At 55.8% G+C, this 25,055-nt stretch carries 25 protein-coding genes and 1 tRNA gene; 15 read left to right on the forward strand and 11 right to left on the reverse strand.

Annotation, left to right across the window (positions count from 1 at the left end; all coding sequences use genetic code 11):
• The first annotated feature begins 8 nt into the window (after positions 1-8).
• From sufB to I9188_RS02725, 8 genes are all read left to right on the forward strand, one after another.
• Complete coding sequence (gene sufB / locus I9188_RS02690; protein ID WP_209503896.1) at positions 9-1,529, forward strand: Fe-S cluster assembly protein SufB; 1,521 nt, start codon at positions 9-11, stop codon at positions 1,527-1,529.
• Positions 1,529-1,732 carry a hypothetical protein gene (locus I9188_RS02695; protein WP_209503897.1) on the forward strand — a complete coding sequence of 68 codons (204 nt, stop codon included), beginning with the start codon at positions 1,529-1,531 and terminating at the stop codon, positions 1,730-1,732. Before sufB ends, I9188_RS02695 begins: the two co-directional genes overlap by 1 nt.
• 47 nt (positions 1,733-1,779) lie before the next feature.
• Positions 1,780-2,535, forward strand: coding sequence for a Fe-S cluster assembly ATPase SufC (sufC, locus tag I9188_RS02700; RefSeq protein ID WP_209503898.1), 756 nt, complete (start codon positions 1,780-1,782; stop codon positions 2,533-2,535).
• Positions 2,535-3,815: a Fe-S cluster assembly protein SufD gene (gene sufD, locus I9188_RS02705; protein ID WP_209503899.1), complete on the forward strand. Its 1,281-nt coding sequence runs from the start codon at positions 2,535-2,537 to the stop codon at positions 3,813-3,815. Before sufC ends, sufD begins: the two co-directional genes overlap by 1 nt.
• Positions 3,815-4,300, forward strand: a complete 486-nt coding sequence (locus tag I9188_RS02710; protein WP_209503900.1) for a YIP1 family protein — start codon at positions 3,815-3,817, stop codon at positions 4,298-4,300. The genes sufD and I9188_RS02710 overlap by 1 nt, the downstream gene beginning before the upstream one ends.
• A complete protein-coding gene (locus I9188_RS02715) occupies positions 4,297-4,863 on the forward strand; it encodes a YIP1 family protein (RefSeq protein WP_209503901.1) in 567 nt (188 codons plus the stop codon). Before I9188_RS02710 ends, I9188_RS02715 begins: the two co-directional genes overlap by 4 nt.
• Before the next feature lie 13 nt (positions 4,864-4,876).
• Positions 4,877-6,097, forward strand: coding sequence for a cysteine desulfurase (locus I9188_RS02720; protein WP_209503902.1), 1,221 nt, complete (start codon positions 4,877-4,879; stop codon positions 6,095-6,097).
• A 76-nt stretch (positions 6,098-6,173) separates the two neighbouring features.
• Positions 6,174-6,250 (forward strand) — tRNA-Arg (locus I9188_RS02725).
• A 276-nt stretch (positions 6,251-6,526) separates the two neighbouring features.
• Here the strand turns inward: I9188_RS02725 and I9188_RS02730 are convergent.
• Positions 6,527-7,096 carry a DUF882 domain-containing protein gene (locus tag I9188_RS02730; RefSeq protein ID WP_209503903.1) on the reverse strand — a complete coding sequence of 190 codons (570 nt, stop codon included), beginning with the start codon at positions 7,094-7,096 and terminating at the stop codon, positions 6,527-6,529.
• Positions 7,097-7,449: 353 nt separating this feature from the next.
• Between I9188_RS02730 and I9188_RS02735 the strand changes: the two genes are divergently transcribed.
• The 4 genes from I9188_RS02735 to I9188_RS02750 are packed head-to-tail and all read left to right on the forward strand — an operon-like array spanning position 7,450 to position 11,691.
• Complete coding sequence (locus I9188_RS02735) at positions 7,450-9,057, forward strand: L,D-transpeptidase family protein (RefSeq protein WP_209503904.1); 1,608 nt, start codon at positions 7,450-7,452, stop codon at positions 9,055-9,057.
• Positions 9,058-9,091: 34 nt separating this feature from the next.
• Positions 9,092-10,183, forward strand: a complete 1,092-nt coding sequence (lpxD, locus tag I9188_RS02740) for a UDP-3-O-(3-hydroxymyristoyl)glucosamine N-acyltransferase (RefSeq protein WP_209503905.1) — start codon at positions 9,092-9,094, stop codon at positions 10,181-10,183.
• A gap of 32 nt (positions 10,184-10,215) precedes the next feature.
• A complete protein-coding gene (locus I9188_RS02745; RefSeq protein WP_209503906.1) occupies positions 10,216-10,473 on the forward strand; it encodes an acyl carrier protein in 258 nt (85 codons plus the stop codon).
• Between the two features lie 9 nt (positions 10,474-10,482).
• Positions 10,483-11,691 carry a beta-ketoacyl-[acyl-carrier-protein] synthase family protein gene (locus I9188_RS02750; RefSeq protein ID WP_209503907.1) on the forward strand — a complete coding sequence of 403 codons (1,209 nt, stop codon included), beginning with the start codon at positions 10,483-10,485 and terminating at the stop codon, positions 11,689-11,691.
• A 48-nt stretch (positions 11,692-11,739) separates the two neighbouring features.
• On the opposite strand, the gene I9188_RS02755 is transcribed toward I9188_RS02750, so the two are convergent.
• Complete coding sequence (locus tag I9188_RS02755) at positions 11,740-12,318, reverse strand: invasion associated locus B family protein (RefSeq protein WP_209503908.1); 579 nt, start codon at positions 12,316-12,318, stop codon at positions 11,740-11,742.
• Positions 12,319-12,750: 432 nt separating this feature from the next.
• Between I9188_RS02755 and I9188_RS02760 the strand changes: the two genes are divergently transcribed.
• Positions 12,751-14,298 (forward strand): helicase HerA-like domain-containing protein, encoded by a 1,548-nt coding sequence (locus I9188_RS02760; RefSeq protein ID WP_209503909.1) that lies wholly within the window; start codon positions 12,751-12,753, stop codon positions 14,296-14,298.
• Between the two features lie 33 nt (positions 14,299-14,331).
• On the opposite strand, the gene I9188_RS02765 is transcribed toward I9188_RS02760, so the two are convergent.
• The 8 genes from I9188_RS02765 to I9188_RS02800 form a co-directional block, all read right to left on the reverse strand.
• Positions 14,332-14,586: a hypothetical protein gene (locus tag I9188_RS02765; RefSeq protein WP_209503910.1), complete on the reverse strand. Its 255-nt coding sequence runs from the start codon at positions 14,584-14,586 to the stop codon at positions 14,332-14,334.
• A 181-nt stretch (positions 14,587-14,767) separates the two neighbouring features.
• Positions 14,768-16,081, reverse strand: a complete 1,314-nt coding sequence (locus I9188_RS02770) for a branched-chain amino acid ABC transporter permease (protein WP_209503911.1) — start codon at positions 16,079-16,081, stop codon at positions 14,768-14,770.
• On the reverse strand, positions 16,078-17,088 hold the full coding sequence (locus tag I9188_RS02775; protein WP_209503912.1) for a branched-chain amino acid ABC transporter permease: 1,011 nt from the start codon (positions 17,086-17,088) through the stop codon (positions 16,078-16,080). Before I9188_RS02775 ends, I9188_RS02770 begins: the two co-directional genes overlap by 4 nt.
• 207 nt (positions 17,089-17,295) lie before the next feature.
• Positions 17,296-17,625 (reverse strand): hypothetical protein, encoded by a 330-nt coding sequence (locus I9188_RS02780; RefSeq protein ID WP_209503913.1) that lies wholly within the window; start codon positions 17,623-17,625, stop codon positions 17,296-17,298.
• Between the two features lie 278 nt (positions 17,626-17,903).
• Positions 17,904-18,326: a hypothetical protein gene (locus I9188_RS02785; RefSeq protein WP_209503914.1), complete on the reverse strand. Its 423-nt coding sequence runs from the start codon at positions 18,324-18,326 to the stop codon at positions 17,904-17,906.
• 5 nt (positions 18,327-18,331) lie between these two features.
• The gene (locus I9188_RS02790) at positions 18,332-19,162 is read right to left on the reverse strand and encodes an ABC transporter ATP-binding protein (protein WP_209504888.1); all 831 of its coding nucleotides are present in this window, start codon (positions 19,160-19,162) and stop codon (positions 18,332-18,334) included.
• An 8-nt stretch (positions 19,163-19,170) separates the two neighbouring features.
• Positions 19,171-19,959 (reverse strand): ABC transporter ATP-binding protein, encoded by a 789-nt coding sequence (locus I9188_RS02795; RefSeq protein WP_209503915.1) that lies wholly within the window; start codon positions 19,957-19,959, stop codon positions 19,171-19,173.
• A 106-nt stretch (positions 19,960-20,065) separates the two neighbouring features.
• On the reverse strand, positions 20,066-21,247 hold the full coding sequence (locus I9188_RS02800; protein ID WP_209503916.1) for an ABC transporter substrate-binding protein: 1,182 nt from the start codon (positions 21,245-21,247) through the stop codon (positions 20,066-20,068).
• A gap of 154 nt (positions 21,248-21,401) precedes the next feature.
• Here I9188_RS02800 and I9188_RS02805 point away from each other — a divergent pair, with 154 nt between their 5' ends.
• A complete protein-coding gene (locus I9188_RS02805) occupies positions 21,402-22,499 on the forward strand; it encodes a PQQ-dependent sugar dehydrogenase (protein WP_209503917.1) in 1,098 nt (365 codons plus the stop codon).
• 2 nt (positions 22,500-22,501) lie between these two features.
• Here the strand turns inward: I9188_RS02805 and I9188_RS02810 are convergent, their stop codons facing one another.
• Positions 22,502-23,506, reverse strand: a complete 1,005-nt coding sequence (locus I9188_RS02810; RefSeq protein ID WP_209503918.1) for a GlxA family transcriptional regulator — start codon at positions 23,504-23,506, stop codon at positions 22,502-22,504.
• A 169-nt stretch (positions 23,507-23,675) separates the two neighbouring features.
• On the opposite strand from I9188_RS02810, the gene I9188_RS02815 reads away from it, so the two are divergent.
• Entirely contained in the window at positions 23,676-25,046 is a 1,371-nt protein-coding gene (locus tag I9188_RS02815) for a 3-deoxy-7-phosphoheptulonate synthase class II (protein ID WP_209503919.1), read from the forward strand.
• Positions 25,047-25,055: the final 9 nt, after the last annotated feature.

Consider the following 25,055-nt stretch of genomic DNA (forward strand, 5'->3'; position numbering starts at 1 on the left):
GGTAAGTCATGGCCGCTTTGGACCAGACCCAGGTAAAAGAAGGTGTCGATCAGGAAACCGTGGACGCGGTTCGCGAGGTCGGCACATACAAATATGGCTGGGACACCGATATCGAGATGGAATACGCGCCCAAAGGCGTGAACCCGGATATCGTCCGTCTGATCTCGGGGAAAAACGATGAGCCTGAGTGGATGACCGAATGGCGTCTGGCCGCTTTCGAGCGTTGGACAAAAATGGAAGAGCCCAAATGGGCCATGGTTCACTATCCTCCAATCGATTTTCAGAACCAGTACTACTATGCCCGCCCCAAATCGATGGAAGAGAAGCCCAAATCTCTGGATGAGGTTGATCCAAAACTGCTCGCCACTTACGAAAAGCTTGGTATCCCCCTGAAAGAACAGATGATTCTGGCTGGTGTTGAAGGTGCAGAGGATGCACCTGCCGAAGGCCGCAAGGTAGCGGTTGATGCAGTGTTTGACTCGGTTTCCGTGGGCACGACCTTTCAGGCCGAACTGAAAAAGGCAGGCGTGATCTTCTGCTCGATCTCTGAGGCGATCAAAGAGCATCCTGAGCTGGTCAAGAAGTACCTGGGAACCGTGGTTCCCGTATCGGACAATTTCTATGCAACGTTGAATTCAGCTGTATTCTCGGATGGCTCATTCGTCTACATCCCGCCGGGCGTTCGCTGCCCGATGGAACTAAGCACGTATTTCCGCATCAACGCCGAGAACACCGGTCAATTCGAACGCACCCTGATCATTGCTGACAAGGGCTCGTACGTCTCATATCTGGAAGGCTGTACTGCACCCCAGCGTGACACGGCACAACTGCATGCTGCCGTGGTCGAGATCATCGTCGAAGAAGATGCCGAGGTAAAATACTCGACCGTTCAGAACTGGTTTCCGGGGGATGAAAACGGCAAGGGCGGTATCTATAACTTCGTGACCAAACGCGCCGACTGCCGGGGTGACCGGTCGAAGGTGATGTGGACGCAGGTGGAAACCGGATCGGCCGTGACATGGAAATACCCGTCCTGCATCCTGCGCGGCAATGAAAGCCAAGGTGAATTCTATTCGATCGCGATTGCCAACAATTATCAGCAGGCTGATACCGGCACAAAGATGATACATCTGGGCAAAAACACCAAGTCGCGCATCGTGTCCAAGGGCATCAGTGCGGGTAAGGCCCAGAACACCTATCGTGGGCTAGTGTCGATGCACCCGAAAGCCAAGGACAGCAGGAACTACACGCAGTGTGACAGTCTGCTGATCGGTGACAAGTGCGGCGCACATACGGTTCCCTATATCGAGGTCAGGAACAACTCGAGCCGCGTTGAGCACGAGGCGACGACGTCAAAAGTGGATGACGATCAACTGTTCTACTGCCGTCAGCGCGGCATGGACGAGGAAGAAGCCGTGGCTCTGGTGGTCAACGGGTTCTGCAAAGACGTGCTTCAGGCGCTTCCGATGGAGTTTGCGATGGAAGCACAGCAGTTGGTGGCCATCTCACTTGAAGGTTCGGTTGGGTGATGACGCGGTCACCCGGAACCCGCATCCGAAAGGATAATGTGCTGACCTGGCTTGGGTACGCATTGCCGGTTCTGGGCGGTCTGCTTGGCGTGGCCTACGTCAACACCCATTACATGGAATTCATCAACCCGGTTTGGGCAGTAGGTGGCGGGGCGATCCTGGGTTGGATCATCGCCAGACTGATCCGCAGATTACTGGGCTAGAACAATACGGGGCCAAGGGCCCCTTGCGATACGCAAAAGGACAAAAAATGCTGGAAATCAAAAACCTGCACGTACAGCTTGAAGAAGAAGACAAACAGATCCTCAAAGGTGTAGACCTGACGGTCGAGGCTGGCAAGGTACACGCGATCATGGGGCCGAACGGGTCGGGCAAATCGACCCTCAGCTATGTTCTGTCGGGGCGCGACGGGTACGAAGTTACCGAAGGTTCGGCCACTCTGGACGGTCAGGACCTGCTGGAGATGGAACCGGAGGAACGCGCAGCAGCAGGTGTTTTCCTTGCCTTCCAATACCCGGTTGAAATCCCCGGAGTTGGCAACATGACGTTCCTGCGCACCGCAGTAAACGCGCAGCGCAAGGCCCGTGGAGAAGAGGAACTGTCTGCCGCAGACTTCCTGAAAGAAGTGCGTGGCAAGGCCAAGACGCTAAAGATCGACGCGGATATGCTTAAGCGCCCGGTCAATGTTGGTTTTTCGGGCGGTGAGAAAAAGCGTAACGAAATCCTGCAGATGGCTATGCTTGAACCGAAGATGTGCATCATGGACGAAACCGACTCGGGCCTTGATGTGGATGCGATGAAGCTGGTCGCCGAAGGTGTGAATGCCCTGCGGGACGAAGGCCGTGGGTTCCTGGTCATCACCCATTACCAGCGCCTGCTGGATCACATCAAACCTGACGTCGTGCACATCATGGCCGATGGCCGCATTGTCAAAACCGGAGGCCCGGATCTGGCGCTTGAGGTTGAAAACAACGGTTATGCCGACATTCTGGCCGAGGTGAACTGATGGCTTTGCCGCAAGCGAAACAAACCGCAACCGAGGCGCGTCTGGCTGCGCTGACCATGCCTGACGCGGGCTGCACCCGCGGTGCACGCGAAGACGCTCTGGCGCGTGTTCTGGAATCCGGGCTGCCGGGGCGCCGGGATGAGTATTGGAAATACACCCAGCCCGACAGTCTGATTTCTGCCGAGGCTTTGCCTGCGGCGGTGTTTGTCAATGATGAACCGGTACTTTTCAACGACCTCGACCGTTTGAAAATAGTCTTTGTCGACGGGGTGTTCAGCGCCGAGGAATCCGATGAGCTGTCGCTGGACGGTGTCAAGATCGACCGGATTGAAGACATCTGCTGCAAAGACATTCATTGGGCAAAAGACCTGTATGGCGTTCTGGAAGCGCGTGGCCAGTCCCCGGTTCAACGTCCGTTGGCTGCATTGAACACGGCCTTTGCGTCGGACGGTGTCGCCATTCACGTTACGGGCAAACCCTCTAAACCGATCAACCTGATCTATCGTCATGCCTCACCGACATCCGACGCGATCCTGCATCACGTTATTCGTGTGGAAAGCGGGGCCGAGGTGACAATTCTTGAATCCGGTCCGGCGGCGTCGCGTTTCAACAAATGCATGGAGATTGAAATCGCCGACAAGGGGACGCTGCATCATGTGCGGGCACAAGGCAGGGACCATGAACGTCGCGCCGCGACCCATATGTTCACGCGTTTGGGGGCAGAGTCGGTCTACAAGTCCTTCACCTTGACAGCGAATGGGGTGCTGACCCGTAACGAACAGGTCGTTGAACTGACCGGCGACAATGCTGTGGCGCATGTGGCCGGGGCCTGTGTTGGGGATGGTGATTTCCACCATGATGACACGGTGTTCATCACCCATGACGCGGTGAATTGCGAAAGCCGTCAGGTCTTTAAGAAAGTGCTGCGCAACGGTGCGACCGGAGTGTTTCAGGGCAAGATCCTTGTAAAGGAAGGTGCCCAGAAAACCGATGGGTACCAGATCAGCCAATCGCTGCTTTTGGATGATGATAGCCAGTTCCTCGCCAAACCCGAACTTGAGATCTACGCCGATGATGTGGCGTGTTCCCACGGCTCAACCTCGGGCGCGATTGACGAAACGGCGCTGTTCTATCTTCGGTCACGGGGTGTTCCGGTCAAGGACGCGACCAACATGTTGACGCTGGCATTCCTGGCAGAAGCAGTGGACGAGATCGAAGACAACGCTTTGGCAGATGAAATCGTAAGCCGTCTGGAAGGGTGGCTGGCGCGCCGAAGCTGATGGCCCTTTCGTCGGATATCCTGGCAACATACCGGGGGCCGGGGCGCGTGGTGCGCAGGCTTCTGGATATGGGGCAACGAGAAGACCGGGCGCTGATCTTTGTCATGGCGTTTTGTGTGGTGGCATTCATCGCCCAGATGCCTGGCCTTGCGCGCAAAGCGCATCTGGAAGGCGTTGAACTGAACATGCTATTGGGTGGTGCTCTGCTTGGATCAGTGTTCATTCTGCCCTTGGTCTTTTACACGCTGGCACTGGTGACTCATTGGGCGGCGCGCCTGTTTGGCGGGCAGGGAAGCGCTTTTGGTGCGCGTCTGGCGCTGTTCTGGGCGCTGTTGTCCTCTGCACCGCTGGTTCTGCTGAACGGCCTTGTCGCCGGGTTTATCGGACCAGGGCCTACATTGACGTTTGTGGGTTTCGTCTGGGTTGCTGTTTTTGTTTGGTTCTGGGTATCCGGTCTCAGACAAGTGCAAAGGTCCGTCGCATGAATTCGAGTTTCCTGGGAAATCTGGCGGTCTTGACGATCAAGAACCCGGCCGAAGCGGCGCGACGGCTGATGGCGCTCAAGCTGAGGCGAGAAGTGCTTTGGCTGGCATTTGCGCTGGCGGTCGTTTTGAACTGCGCTGTCCAATTGGGAATAGATTTGTCGATAACAATGGCGGCGGGTCAACCCTCTCCGGCGCTCGAGAGTATTCCCATCGTTTTGGTGCGCTCGGCCGGGGCCATGATGCTGAGCATCGTCGCATTCCTGCTGGTCGGGCGATTGCTGGGAGGTCTGGCGAGGTTCGATGATCTGATGGTTTTGACGATCTGGCTGCAGTTCCTGCAAATAGCCGCGTTGGTGGTGACGCTGGTCTTGAGTCTGACCCTACCATTCCTGATGATGATGACATTGTTGGCGACAGCAATCCTGAGCCTTTACGTCACGCTTCATTTTCTGAATGAAGCGCATCAGTTCGGGTCTCTCTGGAAATCCTTTGCGGTAATTGTGTTGTCAGCTTTTGTCGCCATCCCTTTCGTTCTGTTTCTAAGCCCAACCGGGCCCGTCTAGGAATACCACTCTTATGTATGATGTGCAGAAAATTCGCTCTGACTTTCCGATCCTGTCGCGTCAGGTGAATGGCAAGCCCTTGACGTATCTCGACAATGGTGCTTCGGCTCAGAAGCCTCAGGTGGTCATTGACGCGGTGACGCGGGCATATGCCGAGGAGTATTCGAATGTCCATCGTGGCCTGCATTTCCTGTCCAACCTTGCGACAGAGAAATACGAGGCCGTTCGTGGAACGATCGCACGTTTTCTGGGGGCATCGAACGAGAATGAGATCGTCCTGAACTCTGGTACCACAGAAGGAATAAACCTGATCGCCTATGGCTGGGCTATGCCGCGACTTGAAGCGGGGGATGAGGTCGTTCTGAGTGTGATGGAGCATCATGCAAACATCGTGCCCTGGCATTTCCTGCGCGAACGACAGGGTGTCGTGCTGAAATGGGTCGATGTCGACGCAGAGGGCGGGTTGGACCCGCAGGCGGTAATCGATGCAATCGGACCGAAAACCAAGCTGGTTGCTGTGACACACTGCTCGAACGTGCTGGGCACGGTTGTGGATGTGAAGACCATAACTGATGGTGCCCACGCCAAGGGCGTCCCGGTTCTGGTTGATGGCAGTCAGGGTGCCGTTCACATGCCGGTAAATGTCGAAGAGATCGGGTGCGATTTCTACGCGATCACTGGCCACAAGCTTTATGGTCCGTCAGGGTCGGGTGCGATTTTCATCAAATCCGACCGCATGGCCGAAATGCGCCCCTTTATCGGTGGCGGCGACATGATCAAAGAGGTCAGTAAGGATCAGGTCATCTATAATGACCCGCCAATGAAGTTCGAGGCCGGCACGCCGGGGATCGTTCAGACCATCGGCCTTGGCGTAGCGCTGGAGTATATGATGGACCTGGGGATGGAAAACATCGCTGCCCATGAATCCTGCTTGCGCGATTACGCGATGCAACGTCTGACAGGGCTGAACTGGTTGCAGGTTCAGGGCGCTCGCCCGGACAAGGCCGCGATTTTCAGCTTTACGCTGGACGGTGCTGGCCATGCACACGACGTCTCAACCATTCTCGACAAGAAGGGTGTTGCGGTTCGTGCCGGTCACCACTGTGCCGGGCCACTGATGGACCACCTGGGGGTGACGGCAACGTGCCGCGCCAGCTTTGGTCTCTATAACACTACCGATGAAGTTGATACGCTGATCGAAGCGCTTGAATTGGCGCATGATCTGTTTGCCTGATTTTGGCTTGATTGGGGTGCGGCAATCGCGATTTGCAGTTGCACCCGGATTGGAACAAGGTTAGCTAACGGCCAAGGCACCTGTAGCTCAGCTGGATAGAGCGCTGCCCTCCGAAGGCAGAGGCCAGAGGTTCGAATCCTCTCAGGTGCGCCACCCAATATTCAAAGTTGGATCGAAGTCGGGAGCCCAGAACGGTAGGCTTGTGAATTAGCTCGCTTTGCGCTTTGATCGTGCAGTCATCACAACGGCCCGCAAGCTAATAACCATAGCTGAGTTGTAGTGCTTGAGAGAGGGATACCCTGCCAGGTACCGAGAAATTCAAATTAGCAGACTTGGCGACTCTGCCGCCAATCGCCACGAAAACGATAAAACCGACCGGAATATATAGTCAGCTAAAGTTCTGAACAAACCGGGAGGAGTGTCCAGGTGTTACCCGCGCCAGGTGCGAACCACGCCGCAATCCATGTGTACGAAGTTCGATCCGTAATATTGACCAACACCACCTGCACGGCACGACATCGCCGCCTTGGCCATCTGCGAAACCGAGCGGGAGGCAAGGCGCAAATCAGCTGCTTGCCCTTCCATGTGAAGCGAATTGCGCGCCACACGGCGGGACCGGGAGCGGAGCATTGCATTGGTCTGAGGAGAGCGGTAGCCAGACAACAGCATATAGGGTTCGTTGACATCCAGCAGGCTGTGTGATGCCGCCATGATATCAATAGTGCGTAAATCGATTGATTTTACCTGATCTGTGCGCCAATCACGCATGAAGTTGTTCACTTCTTTGACAGCGTCCTTGATATACTTACCATCAACCCAATAAATCATATCCAACCGTTCGCCTGTGCGACCGGAATACATACGGATGCGACGGATGTCACCGCCACCGCGTAAAAAGCCCGCTGCGTTGGAGTAGGTTGGTGCTGCTGCGATTGCCGTTGCTGCAAACGCACCCAATAGGGCACGTCGGGTCAAGCCCGAGGAACTGCTCTCTGTCATTTTGGTTTCGTCCCGTACTGTTCCTGCCTGCACACGATGTTACGTGCACTGTCTTAATTATTCCCATCCCAGATGCGGAATTTATGGCACAATCGGAATCGAGGGCCAAGAAGTGTTTCATTTTCACCTTTTCAAGGGGGAGTTTTCGGCAGTTTTTTGCGCATTTGTCACAGAGCATTACAAATATTTCGCAGTTGTGGGCTTTGGGCCGCGTAGCCGATGCAAACGCGCATCAGGCCGACGAAGATGCGATTTGGTAAGGATATCGTGAGTGGACAAGCGTTCTGGCAAGACTGCATAGTTATTCGGCGTATAAATCACCAGTTCAAACTATTGAATTCCAAGGCTATCCTATGCTTTCTGTTCTCCGAACCAGTACCAGTATCCTGTTTGCTGCGTATTTCGTGGCCACCGCGTCTGTCGCCAATACGACGTCCGAAGCAGCGCCAGGAACTGCGTTTCAGATGGCCATCGCTGAACATACTCTGCAGGCACCGCAACTGGTTGAGTTCTACCGGGCAAACGGGTTCTCACCGCTATGGGTCGGCGATACGCCTGAACACGCTCAACGCCGGGCGACGTTGATCAAGGCGCTTAAGGATGGGCATCTGCACGGTCTGCCACAGGCCGAGCCGATTATCGCCGCCGTGATGGAGAAGATGGAAAAGGCCCGTTCGGTGCGTGATCTCGGAACAGTTGAAGCCGAACTGAGCCGTATCTTTGTCGAATATGCCGACGCGCTTTATGCGGGCGTAATCCGGCCCGGCAGCGTGGATGATGGGCTGGTTCGGTCCGTAGAACGACGCAGCCCTGTAGAGCATTTGCAAGGAATAAGCACCCAGGGCGCGGCCTACTTTACAGCCCTAGCGCCGCAATCACATCAATACCGTGCGTTGATGAAGCAGAAGCTGTCCTTGGAAAAGCTGGTGTTTCAGGGGGGATGGGGGCCAACAGTTCCCGAAAGCAAACTGGAATACGGCGACACGGGACCAAATGTTATCAAGCTGCGCGATCGCCTAGTGGTAATGGGTTACATGAAACCTTCCGCCAGCCCGACTTTCGATAACGCATTGCTTGAGGGCGTTCGTGCCTTTCAAACCGCGCATGGGCTTGAACCCGATGGTGTGGCGGGTAAAGGGACGATTGCCGAGATGAACCGTCCAGCGACAGACCGGTTGAAAGCCGTTTACGTGGCGTTGGAACGTGAGCGGTGGCTGCCTCGGGAACGTGGCACGCGTCAAATTCTTGTGAACCAAGCCGATTTCACGGCGAAGATCGTGGATGACGGGCAAGTCACCTTTGAAACCCGTGCGGTTATCGGTAAAAATGTGCATGATCGCAGGAGTCCGGAGTTTTCGGATGAGATGGAGCATATGGTAATCAACCCCAGCTGGTATGTTCCCCGCTCGATTATAACCAAGGAATACCTGCCGAAACTGCAATCAAACCCAAATGCTGTTGGCCATATCCAGATAACAGATAGAAGCGGCAGGCAGGTCAATCGGGGTGCGGTAGACTTTACCCAGTTCACGACCAGCAATTTTCCCTTCGCGATGCGCCAACCGCCCAGCAAAAGCAATGCGTTGGGTCTGGTGAAGTTCATGTTCCCCAATAAGCACAACATCTATCTGCATGATACTCCACAGAAAAACCTGTTCTCGCGCGAAGTTCGGGCCTTTTCACATGGGTGTATCCGCTTGGCCCAGCCCTTTGAATTTGCTTACGCGCTTCTGGCCAAACAGGAGGAAGATCCAAAGGCATTCTTCCATCGCGTTCTGAACACCGGAAAAGAGACCAAAGTCAATTTGGAACAGAAAGTTCCGGTGCATCTGATTTATCGAACGGCCTATGTCGGGCCCAAAGGCGAAGTACAGTACCGCCGAGATGTTTATGGACGGGACGGCAAGATTTGGGATGCGCTTCAAAAAGCAGGGGTGGCCCTGCCGGACGTTCAGGGGTAAGCACAGGGCAAATCCTGCCAAAAGGAAGCCCGCCATGCAGTTTACCGTACAACAGATCGCCGAGTCTCTGGGTGCTGAATGTCAGGGCGATGGCGGCCTGACGATTGTGCGCGCCGCCGAACCGGGCGATGCAGGCCCGACAGATCTGGCGATGGCCATGTCTCCGAAATACGCCGAGGCGCTTACCAACGGAGCCGCTCGTGCGGCCGTCCTTTGGGAAGGGGCCGATTGGCAGGCGATGGGATTGCGTGCTGCGATCTTTGTCAAACGTCCACGTATGGCGATGGCTGGCATTACTTCCATGCTGGACCGGGGGCAGGGGGTCGAGCCGGGGATACACCCTTCGGCCGTGATCGATCCAACAGCTGAAATCAGTCCTGACGTCGCGATTGGACCGTTGGTTGTTGTGGGCGCGCGCGCCCGGATCGGCGCAGGCTCTGTCATAGGGGCACATTGCGCGGTGGGAATGGATGCCATATTGGGCGACCAGGCGGTGTTGCGCGAAATGGTCAGCATTGGCGCACGGGCGCAGATCGGAGATCGTTTTATCGCGCAACCCGGTGCCCGGATCGGAGGGGACGGGTTCAGCTTCGTAACACCCGAAGTCTCGGGCGTCGAAAATGTACGCAAGACAATGGGCGATCAGGGGGAGGCCAAAGCGCAGAGCTGGCTGCGCATTCATTCGCTGGGTGCGGTGGAAATCGGTGATGACGTCGAAGTCGGTGCGAATTGCACAGTCGATAATGGCACGATCCGAAATACGTATATTGGCCACGGTTCGAAGTTGGATAATCTGGTCCATGTCGGGCACAACACCCGAGTCGGTCAGGACTGCCTGTTGTGCGGTCAGACTGGTGTGTCGGGTTCGGTTGAGATCGGAAACAACGTGGTTCTGGGCGGTCAGACCGGCGTTGTCGACAACATTTTCATCGGGGACGGGGTTATTGCCGGAGGCGGCACCAAGATACTTTCCAATGTACCCGCTGGTCGCGTGATCATGGGGTATCCCGGCGTCAAAATGGAAACGCATACAGATATTTACAAGGTGCAACGGCGCTTGCCCCGTATCGCCCGCGACGTCGAGGCATTGAAAAAGGCTGTTTTCAAACAGAACCCGAGCGATTAAATCAACCTCAAACTGATAATCAGGGGATCGACATGAGCATCAGCGACCGCGTCATCGCGATCATTGCAGAACAGGCCGTTCTGGAGCCATCGGATGTAACGCCCGAAAGCACGCTGGAAGATCTGGGAATCGACAGCCTCGGGCTGGTCGAAAGCATATTTGCCATCGAGGAAGAGTTTGACATTTCGGTTCCTTTCAATGCCAACGAGCCTGAGGCCAATGATTTTGATATCTCCAATGTGGCCGCGATCATCTCTGGGATCGAAAAACTCGTTTCGGAAAAGGTCTGACAAACGCTCATGAAACGCGTTGTCATTACCGGAGCGGGTACGATCAATTCGCTGGGGCATTCGGTCCCTGATACACTGGAAGCCATGCGCGAAGGTCGTTGTGGTATTTCGGAGCTTGAATTCCGGGATGTCGATCGGTTGGCCATCAAGATCGGCGGACAGGTCCGGGGATTCGAGGCGGAGGGACGGTTCAACCGACAGCAGATGTCGCTGTACGACCGTTTCACCCAATTCACCCTGACAGCAGCCAAAGAGGCGATTGAACAGTCGGGCATCGAATTTCACGGCGAACTGGCGGCCAGATCAGGCGTCGTTCTGGGGACCGCGGGCGGTGGTGTTTCGACCTGGGATGACAATTACCGTTCCGTCTATGAGGATGGGAAGAATAGGGTACACCCCTTTGTCGTTCCAAAGCTCATGAACAATGCGGCCGCCAGCCATGTTTCCATGGAACACAACCTAAAAGGCCCCAGTTTCACGGTGTCGACAGCATGTGCGTCATCAAACCATGCGATGGCGCAGGCCTTTCAGATTGTGCGCAGCGGCGCGGCGCCGGTCATGGTTACGGGTGGGTCCGAATCCATGTTGTGTTTCGGCGGCGTAAAAGCCTGGGAAGGGTTGCGCGTGATGTCGAAAGACGCGTGCCGTCCGTTCAGTGCCAACCGCAACGGAATGGTGCAGGGCGAAGGAGCTGGTGTCTTTGTCTTTGAGGAATACGAACACGCCCGGGCCCGAGGCGCCGAAATACTATGCGAGGTTGCCGGCTTTGCCATGTCATCGGATGCCTCGGACATTGTGATGCCCAGCAAACAAGGTGCCGCGCGGGCTATGGCTGGTGCCTTAGCCGATGCGAAACTGAACGCAAAAGATGTGGGCTATATCAACGCACATGGAACCGGAACGGCTGCAAATGACAAAACTGAGTGCGCTGCGGTGGCCGACGTGTTTGGGCCGCACGCAGACGATCTGATGATATCGTCCACGAAGTCCATGCACGGCCACCTAATTGGTGGGACCGGAGCTGTTGAGCTGCTGGCCTGCATCATGGCATTGCGGGACGGTGTCATTGCACCGACGATCGGATATGAGGAAGCAGACCCGGAATGCGCGTTGGACGTCGTACCGAACGAATCGCGCGAGGCAAAGGTCGACGTCGCGCTTAGCAACGCATTCGCCTTTGGTGGGTTGAATGCCGTACTGGCCTTGAAGCGGATTTAGTGAAGAAGCCGCCGTTGATAAGGCGGCGGCTTTCACGGAATTAATTTCTTAGTTCGTGTTGACGTTCAGAGCGTCAAAGCCCGATGTGAAGCCGGAGAGCGACATGTCCATTTCAAGAACCTGATCCGGGAAACGGGCGGGAACCAGCGAAAACGTCGCCTTGGTACCAGCTTTCATCGCGTCAATATCGCCTTGGCTGAGACCCAGTTGCGCAATACAGCCCACCGGAACGCAGTGATGGTAGTTGTACAGCTTACGCGGCGCGCCATCGATTGACAGGGCTAGTTGTGCTTGCAGCAGTGTTTCCAGGGGTACGATGACGTTTGCCCAGGCAACAGCGGCACCACCTTCCGGCAGTTTTCCGATCGATACTTCTGCTATCGGATCACCATTGTTGCCTTCAAGAACCTGAACGATGGCACAAGGATCGTCACCTTCCTGTGCCTTGATACAGGAAACGTCCCAATCTCCGAATTCTTCCTTTACGAACTGTTCACCGGCCCGAGGTCCTTCTTGACCAAGGTCGAGGCCAGCTTCAGGCGCGGTTGTGGATGTGTCCTGTGCATACGCCGCACCGGACAGAAGTACGGCGGCGATAGTGTTGAACGAGAGGATTTTCTTGATCATGAATGCCTCGGGTTGATGATTGATCTTTTTGCTTCGTTTAACACTCTTCTGAACCAGTGTCAGGCACTAACAGAGCAGCCTTTGTGAACGTGAACAGATTCTTGCCTGAGGGTTGGAGCCGCACCTTCGGATATTAGAAAAAGGGAGCTGTTCGACCAGCTCCCTTCCCCATAAGATTCTCCCCGTCGGACTGGCCGACTTATTTATGCGCAAACCCTACGGAAGGGGCGCACACGGGTCAACAGCTATCCTCAATTTTTAATCTATGCGCCAGAATAATAATCTAGGGGCCGAACCAAAAGGGCCGTGCCAGCAGGCACGGCCAGTCGACAGGGAGGAATTTTGCCCCGCAACGCAAGGCAAATAGACTATCGCAGTCAAAGGTTAACTTTGTATGCTGGCGGCGGATCGGTGAACAATAAGGCAATGTTAATGGGCACGAATATCTTTTTGGGCGGTGGCGGTGAAAACTATGCTGAGCCGCAGGAACTTACGTTGAAATATGCGAACCGCCATGGATTGATTGCCGGGGCAACTGGTACCGGCAAGACCGTGACATTGCAGATTCTTGCAGAAGGTTTTTCTCAGGCGGGTGTCCCGGTATTCCTCTCGGATGTGAAAGGGGACCTGTCTGGGCTGGCCCTTCCCGGAAGCGAGACCCACAAACTGAATCAGGCCTTTCAGGAACGGGCCAGTAGGATCGGGTTCGAGGATTTTGCCTATTCTGCCTGCCCGGTGACGTTCTGGGATCTGTTCGGTGAACAGGGCCATCCGGTGCGTACGACAGTGACGGAAATGGGCCCGCTGTTGCTGTCACGGTTACTGGAGTTGAGCGAGGCGCAGGAAGGTATCCTGAATATCGCATTCCGCGTAGCTGACGAAGAAGGGATGCCGCTGCTGGACCTCAAGGACTTACAGGCGCTGCTGATATGGATCGGAGAGAATCGGGCGCAACTGTCATTGCGATACGGCAACGTATCCACGTCCTCGATTGGGGCGATTCAGCGACGTCTGCTGGTCCTCGAGAATCAGGGTGGTACAAAGCTGTTTGGCGAGCCTGCACTGGATCTGGCCGATCTGATGCGAACTGACGAAAACGGGCAGGGGATGGTGAACATACTGGCGTCCGACCAGCTGATGGCTGCCCCACGGCTTTATGCAACGTTCCTGTTATGGCTGCTGAGCGAACTGTTCGAAGAGCTGCCAGAGGTTGGGGACCCAGAAAAACCAAAGCTGGTGTTCTTTTTTGACGAGGCCCATCTGCTGTTTGACGATGCGCCTAAGGTTCTGGTGGACAAGGTTGAACAGGTCGCCCGCCTGATCCGTTCAAAGGGTGTGGGGGTATATTTTATCACTCAGAGCCCTGCTGACATCCCGGAAGATATTCTTGGACAGCTGGGCAACCGTATACAGCACGCACTAAGGGCATTCACGGCGCGGGACCGAAAGAACCTGAGGCTGGCCGCTGAAACCTATCGCGAAAACCCGACTTTCGACACGGAAACGGCAATTCGCGAAGTCGGCGTTGGCGAAGCTATCACCTCAATGCTGCAAAAGAAAGGCGTTCCGGGCGTGGTCGAGCGTACGCTTATTCGTCCACCGGGATCTCAGCTGGGGCCAATTTCAGATGCCGAACGCCGGGATATCCTTGCCGCCTCGGCGATGGCAGGGAAATACGATAAGAGCGTAGATCGAAAATCTGCCTTCGAGATTCTTCAGGCGCGAGCCCAAGCTGCGGCCAGTGCAGCGGAACGGGCGGAATCCGACGAAGTTCTTGAAGCGCAATCGCCGATCGAACGCGAATACTCTTCCGCCCGCAGATACTCCGGCAGCCGGGTCGGTCGGTCTTCATCCCGGGTTGAGCGCAAGCAGGACACCTTCGCCACGGCAATGACCGAAGCGGTGATCAAAGAGCTTAAAGGTACAACCGGGCGCCGGATTGTGCGCGGTATCCTTGGCGGTTTGTTTCGCAACAGGTAAGTAACGCAGCGCCCGTTGGGGGCGCTGTCGCGTTTACTTCAGTCGGCGTTGGCCTTCCTGACGACAATAGGCATCAGCCTCGGGAACCGACATCTTCGTAGCTGGGAAGTCGATTGCACGGTCCCAGGTCACGCGATCCTGACGATAGAGCTGACAGGTCACGACACCTTTTGGTGTCTGTACTTTGACCGGCGTCGTCTCAAGATCTTCGGGACTGGGGACGCAGGCGGATACTGCAACGGCAATAGCCGGAAACAGAATGAGTGATTTCAGATGTGGTGCTTTCATTTTCTACTCTTGTCTACTCGTCATGTTGATTGATTATAACGGTATAGGCGGGTGTGAGTGTCAGGGACCTGCTGCAAATCAAAAACACTGTGGTGGGTCCGTTTATTCAGAAAAACCTTAAGAATCAAGAAACCGCGCCAGATTAGTGGCGCGGTCTTGCGTATTGGAACGTGGCGTTGACCTATTTCTCGGGGATCAGACCCCTTGGGCTGAATCTGAGAACAATCAACAGGATCAGGCCCATCGTGAACAGGCGCATATGTGCGGCACTATCAATAAGATGTGACTTCAGCGCGCTGCCATCCGGCAAGCCAGCGGTGATCACACTCATCAACCACAAGCCAATCGGCTCGACCTGAACCCACAAGAACCAGATCAGGAACGCGCCAAGTACGGCTCCGAAGTTGTTGCCGGAACCGCCAACAATCACCATGACCCAAACCAAAAAGGTAAAACGCAGCGGATTGTAGGTGCCTGGCGTCAGCTGTCCGTCCAGAGTGGTCATCATAGCGCCTGCGATTCCGCAAATGGCCGACCCCAATACGAAAATCTGCAAGTGGCGACGGGTGACGTCCTTGCCCATGGCTTCGGCCGCGACTTCATTGTCGCGGATTGCGCGCATCATACGACCCCACGGGCTTTTCAGCGCCATCTGCGCCATCCAGAGTAACGCCAAAAGAACCAGCATGAACAGCAGCGAATACCCAAGTTTCACCGAGAGGGTGGATGCAGTGACCGGATCCAGCCCCAGCCATTCGGCGCGGGCCAGAAAAGCCGGATCTTGCTGCAATTCAACTTCGTACCCGACAACCGGTGAGGGGCGCGGAATGCCATAGACATTCTTCACGCCGCGGGCCAGCCAATCCTCGTTCTTCATGACGGCGATGATAATCTCGGCGATACCCAGCGTGGCAATTGCCAGATAATCTGACCGCAGCCCAAGCGCGGTTTTGCCAATCAGCCATGCCGCCCCGGCTGCCAGCAGACCTCCGGCAGGCCAGGCCAGCAGAACGGGCAGGTTCAGACCACCAATGTTACCGGCAATCGCCGGGTCAATGGCCTCGACCGCGGCAACATTGGGGTCGAACACGGCCCGGTAGAGGAAAAAGCCGACGATAAGGACAGCGATTATTGTGAGCGTCTGCACCCGGCCTTTGGGCATTTTTGTTGCCACCAGTACGGCTGCAACCACGGTGGCAGCCCCCAGTAGTAAGGACAGAACGATACCATAACCGCCAGCGCCCCAGGCGCCCGGGGTAGGCGCCGTCGAAACCAGCACCACGGCCAGACCGCCCAGCGCGACGAAGCCCATGACCCCCACGTTAAACAGGCCTGCAAAGCCCCATTGCAGGTTCACACCGATCGCCATGATGGCCGAGATCAGCCCCATGTTCAGAATCAGAACGGCGGTGTTCCAGCTTTGCGTGAAACCGGTCAGCAGAATGAGGCTGCCAACCGCTATGAAAAGCAGAGTGTTTTTGACAGATTCGGTCATACTGCTTTTCCCTTGAACAGGCCCGTGGGCTTAAACAGAAGCACAATCAGCAGGATGACAAAGCTGACAGCGAATTTGTAATCGGTGGACAGGAGCTGAACCAATCCGGACGGCTCCAGGTTTTCCGGGGCCACATAGGTCAGTACTTTTTTCCAGGCATAGGTGATCGTCACCTCGGAAAACGCGATGATGAACCCGCCTGCAATTGCGCCCAGTGGGTTACCAAGGCCACCCACGATGGCCGAAGCGAATATCGGCAGCAGAAGCTGGAAATAGACGAAGGGTTTAAAGCTCTTGTCCAACCCGTAAAGTACACCCGCTGTGGTCGCCAGGGCGGCTACGATGATCCAGGTGATCATCACAACACGTTCAGGGTTGATACCAGACAACAGCGCCAGATCCTCGTTGTCGGAATAGGCGCGCATCGATTTTCCGGTTCGTGTTTTATTGAGGAACCAGAACAACAAGGCCACGGCAATAACGGCCACTATCAGTGTAATCCCTTGCGAGGTCTTGATAGCCAGCCCCTCTTGTAGGCCCGTCATGGACTTAAAGTCACGCGCGGAAATCAGGAATCTTGCACCATCCGAAAACTTTTGGTCGTCCGGCCCGATGATAAAGCGTACCAGACCGTTCATGATGAACATTACACCCATTGAAACGATCACAAGGATAACCGGCTTGGCCTTTTGTTCGCGGTAAAAGCGGTAGACCAGCCTGTCCGTGACCAACACCAAAAGGATGCAGCCAAGGATGGCAAAGGGCAGAGCAAGCAGGGCAGTCGGCAACGGCCCAAAGCTGAGACCAACGGCTTGCAAGCCCCAGGTGACAAGCACAGCGATCATCGCGCCAAAGGCCATGGTGTCACCATGGGCAAAGTTCGAAAACCGCAGGATTCCGTAGATCAGGGTCACGCCAAGCGCTCCCAACGCCAACTGACTGCCATAGGCAATCGCGGGCACGATGACAAAGTTGGCAAGCGCAACAAGCGCGTTGAGTAAGTCCATTATTTCTTCTCACTGTCCGGGTGCGACCTTATGGCATAACGGTCTGCGCGGGCACAATGTTTTGCACGCGGTTTATCGTCATATTTTCCTGCTGGTAGCGCAAAAACCCTAGAAAAATTTCCACGAAGGACGGACTTTCCACATCTAGCCCGGCTCAGTCACGCACCGGTCAATTCCGATGCGTGGTTGAGATGGTCGGAAGGGGGCTCAGGCGTTTGTTTCAGTACAAGCGCCGCGATCGGTCCCCGCATTGGGGCCTTTGACCGAGAGATCAAAGGTCATGTCGTCATAGTTCACGACAAAGGTCATGACCTCATCGCCCTGGATATAGACAAACGTCATGTTGCCAACGCCTTTGAAGACCATCGCATCGCCAGAAACACTTGTGGTTTCGATGATGCCCTTGTCTCCTTCCGACGCCCGTTTGAGGCGCACTTCACTGCCGTCGCGGTCTGAGACGCAGACAAAGTGACGCTCTTCCGCAGTTGCTGCGGTCGTGCACAAAGTGGCGACGGCCACCCACATCCAATTTTTCATTCTTGGGTCCTGAATAGAGTTTTTCATTCAGAAGGTTCGCTTGATTTCTCGGAACCAGATTTGCTTGTCCGGGAAACCGTTTCCTTCACAGCGCCGGGCGCTAAACGCACAATGTGACCGGATTGCAGCCGACGCGTGGAAATCTTGGGATGGTTGTCGCGGTTGAAGACGGCCAGATACCGAGATTAACTAGCGTTTCCTTCTAAACTGGCGACTTCAGTTGATTGCGGAAACAAGAAGGAAGTTGGAGGGTGCAAAAATGGCTTTGAAAAAGCCCACTAGTTCTGTTGCTCGCCTTGGCAAAAACCCTCAACGGCCTCTACTATCAACCTTTCGCGCCCAACAAGCGTCTCGCTGAGGATTGCAGTTCTAAGGTCGTAGCCGGGCTTATCAGCGTGGAAGATACCTTGGTAAATATCGAGCCTAGGGCTTCCGATGCCCACACCATAAGCAAATACTGACAGGATTGGGTCATGCGATATCCGAATATGTGCCCAATCACTGGCAGGGTAATCAGAACCATTTTCCTGCCAAACAATCCTGTCATCGAGCGCCGATAGGATGACCGTTCGTTGATTCTCGAAATCGCAACGAAAGATCACCCCATTTCTAGACTGCTTAGCTTGCGGTGCTAGGCTCTGAGCAAACGCGATGCTGCCTAGCAGACATGAACAGAAAACGGCGAGTAGGCTGGTTTTCATAGGCCTCACCCCCCCAAGAAACTCTTACGCACTTCCGGATCGGCCAACAGTTCCTTGCCCGTGCCGGTATAGGCATTCCGCCCTTGAACCAGCACATATCCCTTGTCGGCAATCTCTAGCGCCTGACGGGCGTTTTGTTCGACCATCAGGATCGGCAACCCGGTGCGTGCGACCTCGATGATGCGGTCAAAAAGCTCATCCATCACGATGGGTGAGACACCCGCGGTCGGCTCGTCCAGCATCAAGACCTTGGGTTGCGTCATCAGCGCGCGACCCACGGCAACCTGCTGGCGCTGACCGCCAGAAAGCTCTCCGGCGGGCTGATTGCGTTTGTCGCGCAGGATCGGGAACAGGTCATAGACCTGCTCCATCGTGTCCGAGAAATCGTCGCGCCGAATGAAGGCACCCATTTCCAGATTTTCCTCGACAGTCATCGAGGTGAAAATGTTCGACGTCTGAGGAACAAAGCCCATACCGCGGATTACGCGGTCTTGCGGGGTGAGGCTGGTGATATCCTCGCCATCCAGACGCACTGAGCCGGCGCGAACATCCAGCATCCCAAACACAGCTTTCATCGCCGTTGACTTGCCCGCACCGTTCGGTCCGACAATGACTGCGATTTCACCCTTGTCCACGGCAATGGTACAGTCATGCAGGATATCCGGGCCTTTGCCATAGCCGCCGGTCATGGTGTCGCCAATCAGAAACGGGCCGCCTTCAACGCGATGAGTCGTCCCGCTTTTCCGATGGGCAGGCGTCATTGTACCGATACCTTGCGTGTTGGTAATCGATGCGTCCTTGTTGCCCTTGTCGTCCTGATAGGGGTTATCGCTCATGCCAGCGGTCATGTCTGGGCCTCCAGCTTGTCTTTGTTTTTGAGGCCGGTGCCAAGATAGGCTTCGATCACGTGCTCGTTTGCCTTGATCTCATCCAGAGTGCCCTCGGCCAGAACCTTGCCCTCGGCCATGCAGATGACCGGGTCGCAGATCTTGCCGATGAAATCCATGTCGTGCTCGATAACGACGAACGTATAACCACGCTCTTTGTTCAGGCGCAGGATCGTATCAGCAATGGTCATCAGCAGGGTGCGGTTCACGCCTGCTCCGACCTCGTCCAGAAATACGATCTTGGCGTCCACCATCATGGTACGTCCAAGTTCCAGCAGTTTCTTTTGACCGCCCGAAACCTGACCTGCCTTGTGATCGGCCAGATGTTCGATGGTCAGAAACTCCAGCACCTCGTCTGCCATGGCTTTCAGCGCGCGTTCTTCATCAGCGATGCGTTTGCGTCCGAACCAGGTATTCCACAGCGCCTCACCCGACTGCGCACCGGGCACCATCATCAGATTTTCGCGGCAGGTCATCGACGAGAATTCATGCGCGATCTGGAACGTGCGCAGCAAACCCTTGTGAAACAACTCATGCGGGGGCAGGCCGGTGATATCTTCACCGTCCATGACCACTTTGCCGCTGGTCGGGGGCAAAACACCGGCGATCACGTTGAACAGAGTGGTTTTTCCGGCCCCGTTGGGCCCGATCAGGCCGGTGATCGACCCTTTTTGGATTTCCAGCGACGCCCCATCCACCGCGTGAAATCCGCCGAAATGCTTATGCACGTCCTCGACGACGATCATGGTATCCCCTTGCCTTGTCCCCGTGAAACGAGGTGCAGCCTTTTGTCATTGAAACAGCCCGGGCACAAGGCCCGGGCTGTCTGTTTTTATAGCTTGATATGCGGGATCAACGGAAGTTGACGGTCTTGTTTTCGCCGTCGGTCACTTCGATTTCGCGATACGATCCTGCGCTTTCGCCGGGGCCGATCAACTCGACACCGGACGCGCCGACATAGTCGATGTCCTGACCGGCGGCCAGCAGTTCCAGACCTTTGGCCAGTTCACCCGGATAGATCTTTTCACCCGGTGCGTTAGCGACGTCCATTACTTTGCCCGCGTAATCTGCGGGGTTGGTCGAACCGGCGGCTTGCATGGCGAACATGAACAGCGCTGCCGCGTCATAGGATTCGGGCGAATAGGGCGACGACCCGTCAAACCCGGCTGCTTCAGCCAGTGCAAAGTACTTTTCTGCACCTTCACCACCGGACCCGGCGATCTGACCGAACGAGCCGTTCAGGTCGGGGCCGACATTTGCGGGCAGCGAGTCACCGATCATGCCACCGGGCAGACCAAAGGTGTCGAACGCACCGCTGTCCAGCGACGACTGGATGATGCCCAGACCACCCTGGTCCAGATAACCCGCGACAACGAGAATGTCGCCACCGGCCGAGGCCAGCGCGCCAACTTCAGCCGAATAGTCGGCCTTGCCGTCTTCGTGCGCCGTCACGATGGTCACTTCGCCGCCAACCGCCTCGAAGGACGTCTGGATCGCATCGGCCAGACCTTTGCCATAGTCGTTGTTGGTATAGGTCAGCGCGATCGAGTTGATGCCACGATCCTTGAGGATATCAGCCATAACCTGACCTTCGCGAGCATCCGACGGCGCGGTGCGGAAGAACAGGCCGTTGTCCTCCATGGTCGACAGGCCGGGCGAGGTCGCCGAAGGCGAGATCATGACCATGCCGTTTGGAATGGCAACGTTCTGCAGGATCGCGCCGGTTACACCCGAACAGTCGCCGCCGATGATGCCTGCAACGCCGTCAGCGATCATACGCTCGCCGTTCGAGGTGGACAGACCATTGTCGATACAGCCGGTATCAGCACGTACACCAGCCACGCTGGCACCGTTCATGAACTTGCCGGATTCGTTGACTTCGGCGATTGCCAGTTCCGCGCCCGATCCCATGGCAGGGGCCAGCGATTCAATCGGGCCGGTAAAGCCGATCAAAATCCCCAGTTTGACATCTTCGGCCATGGCTGCGCCGGCCAGCAATGCAGTTGCTGCAGTTGCAGTAAGCAGCTTTTTCATATGGTTACTCCCAGTTGTGAACGTATTCGTTCTGGCGACGACCCTAGGCAAGCTGTTCGGAAAAGAAAAGTCCTAACGCAAACCTGTCTTTTTCGTTTGAAATCCTATCTGTTTTGTTGGGACTCACTCCTGATTGTCACCGAAAGGGACCAGAATGCTCAGAACGGCGATGATTCTGTCTTTCTCACTCTGCGCCTTGAATGCCGCGGCCCAGACGCTGTCGGTTTCAGCCGGGATGGTCAAGCTGGAAGAAATGGTCGGCGGGTTGGAGACCCCATGGGCAGTTGGCATTTTGCCCGATGAAAGCTTCCTCGTCACGGAACGGGATGGAAGGTTGCTGTATGTGCGAAATAGTCAAGTAGAGGGTGTTTCAGGCGTTCCAAAGGTCGCGGCTCTGGGGCAGGGCGGATTGTTGGACGTCACGATCTCACGCAATTTCAATCAAAGCCGAGAGGTCTTTTTGACTTTTGCAAAACCGCAAGGCGACGGTGCAGGAACTGCTGTTGCGGTTGCGCGCCTGTCCGAAACAGGCAAAAACCTTCAGAACTTCCGAGTAGTTTTCGAGGCATCGCCAGGTGGTACAGGTGGTCGCCATTTTGGCAGCCGTGTGGTCGAAGCGAATGATGGGACATTGTTCGTGACCTTGGGCGAGCGGGGACAGGCGGAGAAGGCACAGGATCGGTCCAATCCTATGGGCTCGGTCATTCGTATCAACCGCGATGGGACGGTTCCGGCAGATAACCCCTTTGTGGGGCAATTGAATATCGAACCCGAGATATGGTCATACGGTCATCGAAATCCACAGGGCGCGGATTTGGACGCGCTTGGCCGACTTTGGATCTCGGAACACGGGGCGCGGGGTGGAGATGAAATCAACCAACCCCGCGCAGGTGCCAATTACGGCTGGCCTGTTATCTCGTACGGCACACATTATTCCGGAGACAAAATCGGGGAAGGTACAACCAAAGAAGGGCTGGAACAGCCGGTTCACTACTGGGATCCTTCCATAGCACCCTCTGGTCTGCTGGTTTATTCCGGCAAGCTCTGGCCGCAATGGGCAGGTGACACTTTCGTAGGATCGTTGAAGTTTGACTATATCGCCCGACTTAAGGGCGATCCAATGCACGAGGCCGAACAGATCAGAAGCCCTGAAACCGAGCGCGTCCGCGATATCGTCGAAGCGCCAGACGGGTCGATCTGGTTTATCTCGGTTGGGCAGGGGGCCGTCTACAGAATGGCCCCGGCAAAGTGACCTTACACCGATAGCCGCCCGCTTTGCGCACCGCGCTCGCGATAGGGCGTGGTGTTGTAATGCGCGCGGTAGCATTTCGAGAAATGGCTAGGCGAGGCGAACCCACAGGCCAGGGCTACGTTGATGACACTCATATCGGTTTGCATTAGCAGGTTCCGCGCCTTGTGCAAACGAAGCTCCATATAGTACCGCTTGGGCGAGCGGCTGAGATAACGCCGGAACAGGCGCTCAAGCTGGCGGGTCGACATACCGACTTCCTTGGCCAAAATCGAAGGTGAGATCGGCTCTTCTATGTTCTTTTCCATCATCAGGATGACCTGACTCAACTTGGGGTGACGTACACCAATCCGTGTCGGTGTAGACAGGCGCTGCGTGTCCTGATCTGTCCGGATAGACGAATAGATCATCTGATCCGCCACCGCATTTGCCAGGTCTTCGCCGAAATCGTCTGCAATCAACTTGAGCATCAGATCAATGGATGAAGTCCCCCCAGCCGTCGTCATACGACTGCCGTCAATCTGAAAGACTGCTTTCGTCAACTCGACCTCATCGAATTCTTCGATGAAACTGTCGGAGTTTTCCCAATGTATCGTCGCCCGCTTGTTGTCCAGCAGACCAGCCTTGGCCAAGGTATAAGCAGCCGTGCACAGACCGCCGATCCGCAGTCCGCGCCGTGCCTCGCGCCGCAACCAGTTCAGAATGCGTTTGGTTGTAGCAGCCTGCACGTCAACGCCCCCGCAAATCAGAACGACATCGTCGCGTTGCAGTTCGTCCAGGTCACGATCGAGTTTGAATTCGGTTCCGGCCGAACATGAAATTGAATCTCCGCCTTCACCTGAAAGCGTCCATGTATAAAGCTGTTTGTCCGCCATGCGGTTTGCGATGCGCAGGCTGTCGAGTGCCGATGCAAAAGACAGCAGCGAAAACTTGTCCAAAAGGACAAAAACGAAATGACGGGGCATGGCCCCAGCATTTTCGACCGTGACTGCTTGGCGTTGCACTTGCATGACAAAATGTCCTTAATTCTGCGCGGGAAAACCAGGTATCCTGCGGCGTATTTGGCAGTCACCATGATCAAAGCTTGTTTGCGGCGTCAAGAGGCGCAAATGGGATATGGTCACTCTTCATTGCTTTTTGTATAGAGGCGACCTGAACACTTCAGCGGAGATCAAAGCTATGACCGAATGGCAAAAAACGAACTGGCGCAACAAGCCCCGGGTTCAGATGCCAGACTATACCGACGAGGCCGCATTGGCCAAGGTCGAGGCCCAGCTTTCGCAGTATCCCCCGCTGGTCTTTGCCGGTGAGGCGCGGCGTCTCAAGCAACATCTTGGTGCCGCCGGTCGCGGCGAGGCCTTCCTGCTTCAGGGTGGGGATTGTGCTGAAAGCTTTGAACAATTCAGCGCCGATGCGATCCGTGACACCTTCAAGGTGATGCTGCAAATGGCGATGGTTCTAACCTATGGTGCCAAGGTGCCGGTGGTAAAGGTCGGTCGCATGGCCGGCCAATTTGCAAAGCCGCGCAGCGCCCCGACAGAGGTTGTGAATGGTGTAGAACTGCCCAGCTACCGCGGTGACATTATCAACGAATTGGCGTTCACGCCCGAAGCGCGGATTCCGAATCCCGGCAAGATGTTGCAGGCCTACACACAGGCGGCGGCCACGTTGAACCTGCTGCGTGCCTTTTCAACCGGTGGCTTCGCCGACATGAGCCGTGTTCATTCGTGGACGCTGGGCTTTACCGACGAACAGGACGTTCAGAAGTACTCCGAGGTGGCAGATCGCATTCAGGACACCATCGACTTCATGGAAGCAGCTGGCATCACGGCAGACACGACGCACGAATTCTCGACTGTTGAATTCTACACCAGCCACGAAGGTCTGTTGCTTGAATATGAAGAGGCGCTGACCCGTCTGGATTCGACCTCGGGCAACTGGCTGGCCGGGTCTGGTCACATGATCTGGATCGGCGACCGTACACGCCAGCCTGACGGTGCACATGTCGAGTTCTGTCGTGGCGTTCTGAACCCGATCGGGTTGAAATGTGGTCCGACGACGACGGCAGAAGACCTCAAAGTTCTCATGTCGAAGCTGAACCCTGAAAATGAAGAGGGCCGCCTGACCCTGATCGCGCGTTTTGGTGCAGGCAAGGCGGGTGAACACCTTCCGCGTCTGGTCAAGGCTGTGAAGGAAGAAGGCGCCAAGGTCACCTGGGTCTGCGACCCGATGCACGGCAACACCATCAAATCGGCCACGGGCTACAAAACCCGTCCGTTCGATTCTGTCTTGCGTGAGGTGCGCGATTTCTTTGGCGTGCATCAGTCTGAGGGCACGATCCCCGGCGGTGTCCATTTCGAGATGACCGGTCTCGACGTTACCGAATGCACCGGTGGTGTGCGGGCCGTGACCGAAGAGGATCTGTCAGATCGCTACCACACCGCCTGCGACCCGCGCCTGAACGCGTCTCAGTCGCTGGAACTGGCGTTCCTGGTGGCGGAAGAACTGACCAACCTGCGCCGCAACGGATCAAAACGCGCCGCAAGTTAAGCGTTCGAA

Source organism: Ruegeria sp. HKCCSA071 (assembly GCF_017872555.1).
Lineage (GTDB): Bacteria > Pseudomonadota > Alphaproteobacteria > Rhodobacterales > Rhodobacteraceae > Ruegeria.